At 66.2% G+C, this 13,151-nt stretch carries 12 protein-coding genes; 4 read left to right on the forward strand and 8 right to left on the reverse strand.

The genetic code is table 11. The annotated features are described in order from the left end of the window. Positions 1-58: 58 nt before the first annotated feature. Positions 59-1,036: a GTP 3',8-cyclase MoaA gene (gene moaA / locus RQX22_RS13145; protein WP_315726998.1), complete on the reverse strand. Its 978-nt coding sequence runs from the start codon at positions 1,034-1,036 to the stop codon at positions 59-61. A gap of 154 nt (positions 1,037-1,190) precedes the next feature. Between moaA and hemN the strand changes: the two genes are divergently transcribed. Further along, positions 1,191-2,540: an oxygen-independent coproporphyrinogen III oxidase gene (gene hemN / locus RQX22_RS13150; protein WP_315726999.1), complete on the forward strand. Its 1,350-nt coding sequence runs from the start codon at positions 1,191-1,193 to the stop codon at positions 2,538-2,540. Continuing rightward, positions 2,524-3,294 (forward strand): Crp/Fnr family transcriptional regulator, encoded by a 771-nt coding sequence (locus RQX22_RS13155; RefSeq protein WP_315727000.1) that lies wholly within the window; start codon positions 2,524-2,526, stop codon positions 3,292-3,294. The genes hemN and RQX22_RS13155 overlap by 17 nt, the downstream gene beginning before the upstream one ends. Here the strand turns inward: RQX22_RS13155 and RQX22_RS13160 are convergent, their stop codons facing one another. Next, positions 3,295-5,508 carry an adenosylcobalamin-dependent ribonucleoside-diphosphate reductase gene (locus tag RQX22_RS13160; RefSeq protein WP_315727001.1) on the reverse strand — a complete coding sequence of 738 codons (2,214 nt, stop codon included), beginning with the start codon at positions 5,506-5,508 and terminating at the stop codon, positions 3,295-3,297. It abuts the gene before it with no gap. Positions 5,509-5,640: 132 nt separating this feature from the next. On the opposite strand from RQX22_RS13160, the gene RQX22_RS13165 reads away from it, so the two are divergent. Further along, complete coding sequence (locus RQX22_RS13165; protein ID WP_315727002.1) at positions 5,641-6,330, forward strand: NnrU family protein; 690 nt, start codon at positions 5,641-5,643, stop codon at positions 6,328-6,330. Here the strand turns inward: RQX22_RS13165 and RQX22_RS13170 are convergent. Then, positions 6,325-7,539 carry an NnrS family protein gene (locus RQX22_RS13170; protein WP_315727003.1) on the reverse strand — a complete coding sequence of 405 codons (1,215 nt, stop codon included), beginning with the start codon at positions 7,537-7,539 and terminating at the stop codon, positions 6,325-6,327. The two genes, RQX22_RS13165 and RQX22_RS13170, sit on opposite strands and share 6 nt — an antisense overlap. Before the next feature lie 129 nt (positions 7,540-7,668). Here RQX22_RS13170 and RQX22_RS13175 point away from each other — a divergent pair, with 129 nt between their 5' ends. Continuing rightward, a complete protein-coding gene (locus RQX22_RS13175; protein WP_315727004.1) occupies positions 7,669-8,157 on the forward strand; it encodes a hypothetical protein in 489 nt (162 codons plus the stop codon). A gap of 58 nt (positions 8,158-8,215) precedes the next feature. Here RQX22_RS13175 and RQX22_RS13180 read toward each other — a convergent pair whose 3' ends face one another. The 5 genes from RQX22_RS13180 to ric all read right to left on the reverse strand — a co-directional run bounded on the left by RQX22_RS13180 (position 8,216) and on the right by ric (position 13,096). Beyond that, complete coding sequence (locus RQX22_RS13180; RefSeq protein WP_315727005.1) at positions 8,216-8,458, reverse strand: DUF6522 family protein; 243 nt, start codon at positions 8,456-8,458, stop codon at positions 8,216-8,218. 63 nt (positions 8,459-8,521) lie between these two features. Next, entirely contained in the window at positions 8,522-8,845 is a 324-nt protein-coding gene (locus tag RQX22_RS13185; protein WP_315727006.1) for a cupin domain-containing protein, read from the reverse strand. Between the two features lie 536 nt (positions 8,846-9,381). Continuing rightward, positions 9,382-9,795, reverse strand: coding sequence for a Cu(I)-responsive transcriptional regulator (cueR, locus tag RQX22_RS13190; protein WP_315727007.1), 414 nt, complete (start codon positions 9,793-9,795; stop codon positions 9,382-9,384). A 12-nt stretch (positions 9,796-9,807) separates the two neighbouring features. Beyond that, a complete protein-coding gene (locus RQX22_RS13195; protein WP_315727008.1) occupies positions 9,808-12,183 on the reverse strand; it encodes a heavy metal translocating P-type ATPase in 2,376 nt (791 codons plus the stop codon). A gap of 223 nt (positions 12,184-12,406) precedes the next feature. Next, complete coding sequence (ric, locus tag RQX22_RS13200) at positions 12,407-13,096, reverse strand: iron-sulfur cluster repair di-iron protein (protein WP_315727009.1); 690 nt, start codon at positions 13,094-13,096, stop codon at positions 12,407-12,409. Positions 13,097-13,151: the final 55 nt, after the last annotated feature.

A 13,151-nucleotide genomic window follows, 5' to 3' on the forward strand; every position in this document is an offset into this window, starting at 1 on the left:
GTGCCGCGCCTCTGCCAGCCGCTTATTCGTAGCCGTTGATCGAGATCATTTGTCAGCATCACCCCCCCGTCACGCTCATATGCCGGGCAACGGCGGGCGCGGCCGCCGCGATGCGGAAGTCGTGGCGCCGGGGTTTCCCGGCGAGAAGTTCGTCGAGCAGCGCGTTGACCGCGGCCTCCCCGCCTTCGCGGAGCGCGTCGCGCAGCTCGACCTTCTGGTCGTGGCCGAGACAGCCGTAGACGGTGCCGGTCGCCGCTACGCGGATGCGGTTGCAGCCCGCGCAGAAATTGTTGGTGAGCGGCGTGATCAGGCCCAGCCTGATCCCTAATGCGGGAACTTCGAAATAGCGGGCGGGGCCGCCGGTCCTGCGCAGGCTCGGAGTCATGGCGAAACGGGGCTCAAGCCGGCGCTTGACCGCGTCCAGCGGAAGATAGTGGCTGGTGCGATCCTCCTCCACCTCCCCGAGCGGCATCGTCTCGATCAGCGTAAGATCGAGGCCCTTCGAGCCGCACCAGAGGAGCATCTCCTCGATCTCGTCCTCGTTGAGTCCGGCCAAAGCGACCATGTTGATCTTGACGGCTAGGCCTGCCTCGAGAGCGGCGTCGATCCCGCGCAGCACCTGGCGGACGTCCCCGCCGCGGGTGATATGCCCGAACCGTTCCGGGCGGCGGCTGTCGAGGCTCACATTGATGCGCCTGACGCCGGCTTCGAACAGCTCGCCGGCGAAGCGCTCGAGGCGCGTGCCGTTCGTGGTGAGGGTGAGCTCCTCGAGCCCGTCGCCGACGCGTGTCCCCACCCAGCGGACCAGGTCGGCGATCCCGCGCCGGACAAGAGGTTCGCCGCCGGTCAGCCTGATTCGGCGCACCCCACGGCCGATGAAGATGTCCGAGAGACGCGCGACCTCCTCCAGGGTCAGGATGTCGCGCTTGGGCAGGAACTGCATCCGCTCGGCCATGCAGTAGCGGCAGCGAAGATCGCAGCGGTCGGTGACGGAAATCCGGACATAGGTGATGCGCCGGCCGAAGCTGTCGATCATTCCGCGTGCGTCTGTTCCCCCGCCGTCCATGCCGTCCTTTTATACCCGGTCGTGATGCCACGACGATCCGCGTAGAGCTTGGTTCCATCTGCAAGGTGATCTGGATCAACGGGACCCGGAGCGAGTCATCTATCGCTGCGGGATGGAGCAGGAGATGAAGCCGGAGACGCTCACCCGCTACGGCAGCCGCACCGTGCCCCGCTATACGAGCTACCCGACCGCTCCGCACTTCTCTCCAAAGGTCGGCGAGGCACTCTATCGCTGGTGGCTGTCAGGCTTGGTCCGCCACGTCGACATATCCCTTTATCTCCACGTCCCCTTCTGCCGCTCGATGTGCTGGTATTGCGGCTGCCACACCACCGTCACCGCGCGGCGCGAGCCGGTCGAGCGCTACCTCACGGCGCTCCAGCGGGAGGCGGAACTCGTCGCGGCCGCAGCGCCGCGGCGCCTGCGGCTCTCCCATCTTCATTTCGGCGGCGGCACGCCGACGCTTATGGAGCCGGCGCAGATGACGAGCCTGATGGCCAGGCTGCGCGATTGCTTCGACTTCGCGGCGACGGCTGAAATCGCGATCGAGGTGGACCCGCGGACGCTCAGCGCCGAGATGGCTGCAGCCCTCGGAGGCTCGGGCTTCAACCGTGCCAGCCTCGGCGTGCAGAGCTTCGACCCCGAAGTGCAGAGCGCAATCAATCGGATCCAGAGCTTCGAGGAGACATTTGCGGCGACCGAGGCTCTGCGCCTCAACGGGGTTGCGGGCATGAATTTCGACCTGATCTACGGCCTGCCGCGACAGACCGTCGCCTCCTGCCTCGACACGGTCGACAAGGCGCTCCGCCTCGAGCCCGATCGCTTTGCCGTCTTCGGCTACGCGCACGTCCCTTCGTTCAAGCGCCACCAGCGCAGGATCGACGCGGCGGCGCTCCCCGGCACCGCCGAGCGGCTGGCCCAGTCCCGCGCAATCGCCGAGGCCCTGATCGCGGCCGGTTACGTGCAGGTCGGCCTCGATCATTTCGCAAAGCCGGGCGACAGCCTCGCCGAGGCAGCTGGTGCGGGGCGGCTTCATCGCAACTTCCAGGGTTATACGACCGACGCCGCGGAGGCGCTGATCGGCCTCGGCGCGTCCGCAATCGGGCGGCTTCCCGGCGGCTATGTCCAGAACGCGGTGCTGATCTCCGAATATGAGAAAAGGGTAGCAGCCGGTCAGCTTCCGATCACGAGGGGCCGGGCGATCAGCTCCGAGGATCGCCTTCGGGGCCGGATCATCGAACGGATCATGTGCGACTATGAGGTCGATGTCGGCGCGCTGTGCGCCAGCCCCGGCCTCAACCCCAGGATGCTGCTAGACGAGGCCAAGCTGGAAGAGCTTCTCCGCGACGGGATCATCGAGCGAAGCGGAACCCGATTGAAGGTCAAGGCCGAAGCACGCCCGCTGGTCCGCTCGGTGGCGGCGGCATTCGACGCGTATCTTGCCGGCAGTGAAGAACGTCATGCCCGCGCCGTCTGAGCACAGGCAAGCCGGGAGTCCCGGAACGGAGAAGAGTCTGCGGCTTACGACGCTGCCGGAGGGCCATCCCTGCGGACGCTGTGCCGTCCGCGCCGCAACCATCTGTGGCACTCTGAAGGCGAAGGAGCTGGGGCACTTCAAATCGCTGAGTTCGAGCGGCTATGCGGAGCCGTCCCAGTGTCTGTTCCATGAAGGCGATCCCGCCCAACTCGTATACAGCATCACATCGGGCAGTTTGAAGCTCTACCGGCTCCTGCCTGACGGGCGGCGACAGATCGCGGCCTTCCCGCAGGCGGGCGACTTCCTTGGCCTGACCCTTGAGAAGGTGCATGCCTATACTGCCGAGGCGCTGGAGCCCGTGGAATATTGTCGCTTTCCTCGGCAGCGCTTCGATGCGTTCGTCGACGAGCATCCGGAGATGGGACGGGAGCTCTATCTGATGGCGGCCCATGAGCTCGCCGCGGCACGTGAGCAGATGGTACTCCTCGGGCGAAAAACGGCGCGCGAACGGCTGGCAAGCTTCCTTCTCACCCTTTTCGACCGGGCACGATGCCGAAACGCCGACTGGGAGATCGTCCGGTTGCCGATGACGAGGACCGACATTGCGGACCATCTCGGGCTGACGAAGGAGACCGTCAGCCGCACCTTCACCTCCTTGCGGCGCACCGAGATGATCGCGCTATTGCCCGGCGAGCGCGTGGAGCTGCTCCAGCGGCGGAGGCTGGAGCAGCTCGCGTGCGGCGAGCTCGGCTGATCAGCCGCACTTGGAGTAGCCGCACTCCAGACAATTGTTGCAGCCCTCGACCTTGACGAGGGCGGCCGCGCCGCATTGCGGACAACTGGGCAGCGCCCTGCGGCTTGCCTCCGGAAGATCGACGCCCGGTAGTGGCAGCGGCGGCTCGACGAGGCCGAGATGCCGCTCGATCACGCCGCCGATCGCGGCCAGCAGCGACGGCACATATTTGCCCTGCATCCAGGCCCCGCCCCGAGGATCGAACACCGCCTTCAGCTCCTCGGGCACGAATGAAAGGTCTCCGCCGCGACGAAAGACGGCCGAGATCATCCGCGTCAGGCCGAGCGTCCAGGCGTAATGCTCCATGTTCTTCGAGTTGATGAAAATCTCGAACGGGCGGCGCTCGCCGTCCACCTTGGCATCGTTGATCGTGACATAGACCGAATGGGCGCTGTCGGGCCATTTGAGCTTGTAGGTGGTGCCGTCGAGCGCCTCCCCGCGCGGCGCCAGCGCCGGCTCCGGCGCCTTCGGGCTCTCCTTTTCGACGACCTTGAGCACCGAGCCGGTCACAGCGTTCGGCCGGTAGGTGGTGAGGCCCTTGCAGCCGAGATGATAGCCTTCGACATAGATGTCGGCGAAGGCCTCGAAGCTGATGTCTTCGGGGCAATTCACCGTCTTTGAGATCGAGCTGTCGATCAGCCCCTGCGCGGCCGCCTGCATCGTCAGATGATCGGCGGGCCTCAGCGTCTGGGCGCTGACGAACAGCTCTTCGGGGGGCGGCTGGTCGCCCTTGAGACGGCGCCACACGCGCATGGCATAATCCTCGACCGGCTCGTGCCGCGCGCTGCCGTCCGCCTGCAGGATCCGGCGTTCATAGGCGTAGGCGAAAACCGGTTCGATTCCGGAGGAGACGTTGCCGGCGAGAAGCGAGGTCGTTCCGGTCGGTGCGATCGAGGTGAGGCACCCGTTGCGGAGGCCGAACTTGGCGATCAGGCCCCTGGTCTCCTCGTCGAGCGTCCTGAGGTTCGGCGCGTCGAGCATCCGCTCGTCGTACAGCGGGAAGGCCCCCTTCTCTCCGGCGAGCAGGGCGGAGGCGCGATAGGCCTCTCGCTTGATGATCTCGAGCCACGCCTTCATCTGCTCGACGGCCGGGCCGCTGCCATAGGCCTTGCCGCAGAAGAGCAACGCATCGGCAAGGCCGGTAATGCCGAGACCGATCCTGCGCTTAGCCTTCGCTTCGCTCTCCTGCTGGGGGAGCGGATAGCGGGAGATGTCGATCACATTGTCCAGCATGCGCACCGCGGTATGGGTGAGGTCCGCCAGCTCCGCCTCGTCGAGGCGCGCCTCGCGCTCGAACGGACGCTCGACCAGCCGGGCGAGGTTGATCGAGCCGAGCAGGCAGGCGCCGTAGGGCGGCAGCATCTGCTCGCCGCAGGGATTGCTGGCGCTGATCGTCTCGCAATAGCCGAGATTGTTCGCTTGGTTGACCCGATCGACGAAAATCACGCCGGGCTCAGCGCAGTCGTAGGTCGCCCGCATCAGCCTCTCCCACAGATCGCGGGCGCGGACGGTGCGGTAGACATGGCCATCGAAGACGAGCGGCCACTCTGCGTCGCTGCCGAGAGCCGTCATGAACGCGTCGGTGACGAGCACGGAGATGTTGAAGTTGCGCAACCGCTGCGGGTCGCGCTTGGCGTCGATAAAAGCTTCGATGTCGGGATGATCGATGCGCAGACAGCCCATCATCGCGCCGCGGCGCTGGCCCGCCGAATGGACGGTGCGGCACATCGAGTCCCAGCAGTCCATGAAGGAGAGCGGCCCGGACGCCTCGGCGCCCACGCCGAGCACCGGCGCACCATTCGGCCGGATGGTGGAGAAGTCCATGCCGACCCCGCCGCCCTGCTGCATCGTGATCCCTGCCTCGCGAAGATGCTCGAAGATCCCGTCGAGGCTGTCGGGCACGGTGCCCATGACGAAGCAGTTGAATAGCGTGACCGAACGCCCGGTGCCGGCCCCAGCGATGATCCGTCCCGCAGGGATGAACCGGAAGTCGCTCACTGCATCGAAGAACCGGGCGCGCCATTCGTCGCGGATGTCAGCATTCTCCGCCTCCGCGACAGAGCGGGCGACGCGGGCGGCGGTGTCGGCGAAATCCTTGTCCGGATCCCCTTCGGGCGGCAGAAATCGGTATTTGGCGGTCCAGATTTCCTCGGCGAGCGTGACCTCGAATGACATTCGTCCCTCCCACATGTTGTGGATGGAGGAATAGCCGCTCACAAAATGCGGTGAGTTGATCTAGCGCATTGCCGATTTCTTTTTCACGGGGCGAGCGTTCCTCAGCTGACTCGCCTGGCTATGAGAACCTTGATGACCGAATTCCTGCTCGCCCTTTCAGCCTTCCTCGCGGCGCATGTCCTGCCCGCGCGCACCGGGCTGCGGAGCCGTCTCGCGGCGCGATTCGGCGAGCGTACCTATCTTCTCGTCTATTCGCTGCTGTCGCTGGCGCTGCTCATCTGGCTGATCGGCGCGGCGCTGCGGGCGCCGCTGGTCCCGCTATGGCAGACCGAGCTGTGGCACTATCATTTCGCGCTGGCGGTCATGCTGCCGGCCTGCATGCTGCTTGTCGGCGGGGCCGCGACCGCCAATCCCCTCTCCGTGAGCTTCAGGTCCGCCGGCTACGATCCGTCGCGGCCTGGGATTGTCGGCGTGACCCGCCACCCGCTGCTGTGGGGCTTTGCCCTCTGGGCGCTCGCCCACCTTCTCGCGAACGGCGACCTCGTGTCGCTGATCCTGTTCGGCGGCTTCGGCCTGTTCTCCTTGGCCGGAATGATGATTGTCGATCGGCGCAAGCGGCGGCAGATGGGAGCTGAATGGGACCGGCTTGCGGAGCCGACGTCGGCGCTTCCGTTCGGCGCCTGGTTCTCCCATCCGGCGGCGCGGCGGTGGCGCCCGGCCGGGTTTGCAGTGGCGGTAGGCGGAGGCGGCGCGCTCTATCTCCTCCTCCTGTGGCTGCATCCGCGAGTGATCGGACCGGATCCCGCGGCCTTGCTCCTATAGCTGCTCGCCCAGCCGGGGCCGGAACAGGATCGGACCGTAGGCGAACAGGAAGATGACGAACGCTCCCGCCCAGGCGACTGCCGCGAACTCCATTCCGACCGTGTAGTCGAGAAGGCCCATCGGCGCGGCCACCCGGAGCACCGCTCCGAGCGTCACCAGCATGTAGAGGAAGGCCGTGGCGGGGCTCGCCTGGAGCTCCCGCCCGGTATGGCCGAGCGTCGCGCGCGTCATCACGGCGAGGATCATCGTCGCCATCGCTCCGGCGGTCAGGGCGTGGATCGCCGCCGATGTCGGAAAGGCAGCGCCGAGGATCGACGCGCCGAGCAGCGCAAGCCCGATCGGCACCCACGCATAGCCGACATGAAGGATCAGCACGAGCGAATCGGCGAGCGTCCGGTAGCCCTTCCAGCGCGCCAGGCGAACGGCCTGGAGAGCGGCGGCCACGACGAGGATCGCGCCGGTCGGCAAGCCTGACGGGAACAGCGTCCAGCCAAGCAGCGCCACGGCAGTGACGCCGATGGTGGCGAGATCGAAGCGGTTCGGCTGGCCGGGGAGGCCCTGCTTCACCCCGCGCTTCGCAAGCCAGTTGCGCGTGAAGGACGGCACGATGCGGCCGCCGATCAACGAGATCATGATCACGACGAGGGTGATGCCGGCGCGGGAGGCGAGTGCGGCGTCGGTCAAGAGCCCCGCAGCCCCCGCATAATCCAGGCCATTCGCAATCCCGAAGAGCAGCACCAGGCCGACGACTGGGACGTTACGGCTTTTTGCCGCGAGCACTTCCCGCGCCCCCAGCGCCGCCAGGACAAGGTAGAAGCCCACGTCGAACAAGGCGGCGACGCCGAGCCCGAAGGACGCGGAGAACAGGACCGCCATTCGCGCGATCACCCACAAGCCGAACAAGGCCGCCAGCGGCGGCCCCGCGATAGGCAGGCGCCCTGTCCAGTTGGGGATCGCCGTCAGGAGGAAGCCGGCGACAATGGCGCCGACGAAGCCGAACAGCATCTCGTGCCGGTGCCAGGCGAGCGGCTCGAAGGCCGACGGCAATTGGATCCCTCCTGCTAGAGCGAGCAGCCACAGAGCGAGGGCGATGACGGCATAAGCGGCGCCGCCGAAGAAGAAGGGCCGGAAGCCGCCTCTCAGGAATGCAGGCGCCGCCGCCATTCGCGAGCGCCTCAGCGCCAGCATCTGCTCGCCACGTGTCTGCATGTCCGCTCCGTTAAAGGTTCGATCCCGCACTTGCAGCAGGGACGTGCGGAACAATTGATCCAAGTCACTTCTGCGGTGCGACGGCGGGTTAAAAGCTGTGCATCATTTCCAGGCAAGGGGAGCGGGACGATGCGTCACGAGCAGATCTTAGACAAAGGCAGCTACAGCAAGGTGAGCGTCGCTGCAGTGTGGCCTGCCAGCCCGCTGGTGGCGCCGCTCCCGACCCCGGATCTGGAAGAACCTCAGCAGCCGGAGGCGTTCGCTCCGACGCCCGCGGCTCAGGACGTGCCTGCGGCTGTGGGCGGCTTGCTCGTCGCGGCCTATGCCTCCCTGATCGGTGCCTTCGCACTTGCTACCGTCGGTTCGGCCGAGTCGCTCTACGTCGTCACGATCAGCGCGCTGTTCGTCGTCACCTTCTTCACGATTCCGCGCATCTTTCTGGGCGTCGAACCGAAGGCCGGCAAACGCCCGAGCTTCGACCGCTTCATGCGCGATGGCCTGGAGACACTGACCGGACACAGCACCGGTGCGGCCACGCTCGTCCAGATGCTGATCGTCCCGGTTCTTCTCACCTTCGCCGCCCTCGCCATGGGCGTTGCAGCCGCCATCATCATGTAGGCTATCGATCGTTGAGCCCCTGGCCGCGCGTCGGCGCTCCAGGGGCCTCTCGGCGAATTCACGCGTAGCTGGTCTCGACGATATTCCCGTCGCCGTCGACGACGAGACGCAGGCGCCGGTTGCCGTGGAAGAGGCTGAGCCGGTGCCGACCCGCGTCGGCGCCTTCGCCGCGCTCGCAGAGGCTGGTGATCCGGCCAGCCTTCATCAGCTCCGGAACGGCCGAAGGAGCGAGGCCAAGTCCGTCGGCGATGAGACTCGCATCGATGTCGAAGCTGTCGTCGCCGATTTCCACCTTCGTCATGTTCGGACCTTCCGTTGAAAGGGACAGGCTGCCGGCGTAGCGACCACGCGGCGCGTTCAGTGCCTAATCGAACAATATGTTGAGCAGCAGCGCCGAGTCCTCGATGCCGCGAAGCGCATGAGGAGCCCCGCGTTCCAGATAGATCCAGTCTCCCGCGCGCAGATCGATGTCCCGTCCCGCTTCGAGAACGACATGTCCCTCAAGGCAGAAGAGGGTGACGAAACCCTCCACCTTGTGCGACGGGATCGACGTGCCCGCGGGCACGATCAGGCGAACGGCCTCGAACCGGTCGGATTTGACGAGAGCGGAGGTCCTTGCGGCCGCAAAGGCGGCGCCGAGGGGCTGCAGATGCACCACCTCGCCAGGCTGCGCATGCTTCAGAGCCACGGTCGGTCCTCCCCGCTAGCCGGTGACACATGTCTGTTCATAGCAGGCGCCTCCGCCGTCTCCGTCCGCCAAATGACGGCTTCGATCAAACTTCTGTGGACATCCGACAGCCTGTCTTCCGCGGCATCCTCGCCTTCGACGACACAGACGCAAAAGGCGCGCGAGACCGCTTCGGCAGCGATCGACGGCAATGGCCGCGGATCTTTTCTTACCAGTTCACGAGCGATCGAAACCGCTCGCTCCAGAGCTTCGGAGTTTATGGCTTCGCCGTATTCCACCGCTCCGCCTCCTCTGGCACCTGGATCGGACACGACGGCTCCCTTCGCCAGAAGCGCAGGAAACCGCGCCAGCGGCCCGGAAGTGGGACGAAACCAGGCTCGACCCTGCGGACAACAAGAGGGCCGGGCGCTGTCACCTCTCCGCATTCAGGGCAAAGCATGGCTGATCCTTTCTGATATTGATTATCATTAGCGCACTTCACGTTAAAGTGCAATAGAAACGAGCGATGCAGTGCAGCGGGCGCGAGAGACGCACAATCATCGAACCGGCTTCCTCTCCATCGAGCTTCCTTCGAGTTCCCCGAGGATCGGGCAGTCCGGACGGCTGTCGCCATGGCAGTTCGCCGCCAGATGCTCGAGCGAGCGGCGCATCTCGTCGAGCTGGCTCGCCTTGCGCTTCAGCTCCGCGGCCCTGGCGGAGGCAAGCGCCTTGACTTCGGCGCTGGCGCGGCCGCGGTCGTGCCAGAGCGCGAGCAGCTGCGATATCTCGTCGGTTGGAAAGCCGAGGTCCCGCGCCCGACGGATGAAGCGGAGGGCGTTGACATCCCGCTGGTCATAATCGCGGTAGCCGGACTGGCGCCGCGCGGGCTTCGGCATCAGGCCGATCTTCTCATAATGGCGGATCATCCGCTCGCTGACGCCGGAGGCCGAGGATGCTTCACCGATCTTCATCGCCGGCTCCTCCTACAGTCGGACCGCGCGCAGGCGAAGGGAGTTACCGATGACCGCGACGGAGCTGAACGCCATTGCCGCCCCGGCGATGATCGGGCTCAGCAGCAGGCCGAACGCAGGATAGAAGACGCCCGCCGCGATCGGCACACCGGCACCGTTGAACACGAACGAGAAGAACAGGTTCTGGCGGATGTTCCGCATGACGGCGCGGCTGAGGCGCCTGGCGCGAACGATGCCGCCGAGATCGCCCCTCACCAAGGTAACGGCGGCGCTTTCCATTGCGACGTCGGTGCCGGTGCCCATCGCAATGCCGACGTCGGCCGCGGCAAGCGCCGGCGCATCGTTGATGCCGTCGCCGGCCATGGCCACACGGCGGCCTTCCCGCCGGAGGCGATCGACCACCGATTGCTTCTGATCGGGGAGCACATCGGCCATGATCTCGTCGATGCCGCCGATGCGGCGGGCCACGGCCTCCGCCGTACGCTGGTTGTCGCCGGTCAGCATCACCAGCCGGACACCGTCGCGCTTGAGGGCGGCTATCGCCTCGCCGGCATTCTCCTTCACCGGATCTGCAACCGCGATGAGGCCGGCCAGTTCGCCGTTAATGGCCGTGAACATCACGCCCTGCCCTTCCGCGCGCATCGCATCCGCGCGCTCGAGCAGCGGCGACACGTCGACGCCGAGCTCCAGGAGCAGCGCCCGGTTGCCGAGAGCCACCTCCCAGCCATCGACCCTGCCGGTGACGCCCTTGCCAGTGTGCGACGCGAAGTTATCGGTGCGCGGCAGTTCCAGCTTCCGCTCGCCGGCGCCCTCGACGATCGCGGCCGCGAGCGGGTGTTCGCTCCCCTTTTCAAGCGCAGCGGCAAGCCTCAGCACCTCCGTCTCCGCAAAGCCGCTTGCGGGAATAACGGCGACGAGGCTGGGCTTGCCGAGCGTCAGCGTGCCGGTCTTGTCAACGACGAGCGTGTCGATCTTCTCCATCAACTCCAGCGCTTCGGCATTCTTCACCAGCACGCCGGCCGAGGCGCCGCGGCCAGTGCCGACCATGATCGACATCGGCGTGGCGAGGCCGAGTGCACAGGGGCAGGCGATGATCAGCACCGCGACTGCGTTGATCAGGGCGTGCGTCATCGCCGGCTCGGGACCGACCAGCGCCCAGGCGGCGAACGACAACAGAGCGACGAGAATGACGCTGGGGACGAACCAGGCGGACACCTTGTCGGCGAGCGCCTGGATCGGGGCGCGCGACCGCTGGGCCTCGGCCACCATCCGGACGATCTGCGCGAGCATCGTGTCCTGGCCGACCCGCTCGGCGCGCATCAGCAGGCTCCCGGTGCCGTTGACGGTGGCGCCGGTCACTTTCGCGCCCGGCAGCTTTTCGACCGGCACCGGCTCGCCGCTGATCATCGACTCGTCTACCGACGAATGCCCCTTGACCACCACGCCGTCGACCGGCACCTTCTCGCCAGGCCGGACCCTCAGCAGATGGCCGGGCTCCACATGTTCGAGAGCAATGTCTTCCTCACTGCCGTCCGGGCGGACGAGCCGCGCCGTCTTCGGCGCAAGGCCGAGGAGCGCCCGGATTGCCCGCCCCGTCGCCGAGCGCGCGCGCAGTTCGAGAACCTGTCCGAGGAGGACCAGGGTCGTTATAACCGCGGCCGCTTCGAAATAGACCGGCACGGCCCCGCCCATCGTTCGGAACGACGGCGGGAAGAGGCGGGGAGCGACGGTGGCGACGAGGCTGTAGAGATAGGCGACGCCGACCCCGAGGCTGATCAGGGTGAACATGTTGAGGTTGCGGGTCTTCAACGACGCCCAGCCGCGCTCGAAGAAGGGCAAGCCGCTCCAAAGTACCACCGGGCTCGCCAGGGCGAGCTGCAGCCACACGGATGTCCGCATCGGCAGCGGATGCCAGCCGAACAGATCCGCGCCCATCGTCAGCGCGATCAGCGGGATCGACAACGCCGCGCTGATCCAGAAGCGCCGCGTCATGTCGATCAGTTCGGGATTGGGGCCTTCGTCCAGCGTCGGCTCCGCCGGCTCCAGCGCCATCCCGCATATCGGGCAGCTTCCCGGACCGTCGCGCCGGATCTCGGGGTGCATCGGACAGGTCCAGACGGTCCCCTGGGCGGACTCGGCGAGAGCGCCCATCGCCGGGCGGGTCACGCTCGGATGCTGCTCGCGCGGGTTCAGGTATCGGTCGGGATTTGCAATGAACTTCGACCGGCAGCCGGCGCTGCAGAAATGATAGGTCGTATCGCCGAGCTCGTGATGGTGAGCGGTAGACTTAGGATCGACCGTCATGCCGCAGACGGGATCCTTGATTCGACCGAGGCCCAGGTCTGGCTGTTCGTGCTGTTGATCCGGGTGGCGGTCTGCGAGGCGCATGGTCATTCCTCTCTCGTCGGGTTTGCGAGTCGTCACGACTCTGCACCTTGACATCGTGTCAGGGTCAACCGCTCAGCGAGGTGAGTGGTGCCAGCGCATTTTCCACCAGAAGGCAGCAGATCGAGCAAATAGCAGCCCGATCTCTGGCCTAACCGCCCGCCGGCGGACCTGGCAGGGGCACCCCGGCCCGCCCGCAAGCTCCTCCGGCGGGAGGTCGAAGCGCCTAACGAGTTGCCGCGCCGCTCTCGAAACGTGGGAACAGGATGTTGTTCTCGATATGGATATGATCGATCAGATCGTCTCTGAATTGCGCCGCACCGACATAGAGCGCCCGCCAGGTGGCGCATGCGCCCTCCGGCACGGTGAAGTCGCCGGTGAGCTCGGCGATGGATTGCAGCAGCTCGCCATGATCGACATGATCGTCGCGCATCTGCGCGATCGGTCCGTCAAGCGGTCCGGAGCCCTGCCGGCGCATTGCCGGAAAGAGGATCAGCTCCTCCTTTCTCATATGCACCTCCAGCTCGCCTAGGGCGTGCTGAAGCATGTCGGCCAGCCCGGCCGGCACGCCGTTCTTTTCTGCATGCACCTGTTCGACCCTGCGGGACAGCGTGATCAGCTCCGGCACCTGGCGCCGATGAACCTCGTGATAACGGGAGAGGATGTGGTCGATCAGCTCTGCCGTATCCTCCGGCAAGGCCGGCAGCTCTTCGCCGCCGTCGAGCGCCAGCAACGCATCTTGAAGCGCTTCGAAATCCACTGCCCGTGCTTGTGCCGCCTCTTCGAGTGGAACGTTGCCATGGCAGCAGAAGTCGATCCCGAAGCGCCGGAAGACGTCGGTCGCTCCCGCCAGATTTGCGGCGATCTCGCCGACATTACGATGCCTCAGCGGCTCGATCGTTTCGACATAGGACATGGCTTGCTCCTTCGATTGATCCACTTGCGCCATCGAGCAGGACGGCACCCGCTTG

This window comes from Sphingosinicella rhizophila, from assembly GCF_032378825.1.
In the GTDB taxonomy this organism is placed as follows: Bacteria; Pseudomonadota; Alphaproteobacteria; order Sphingomonadales; family Sphingomonadaceae; genus Allosphingosinicella; species Allosphingosinicella rhizophila.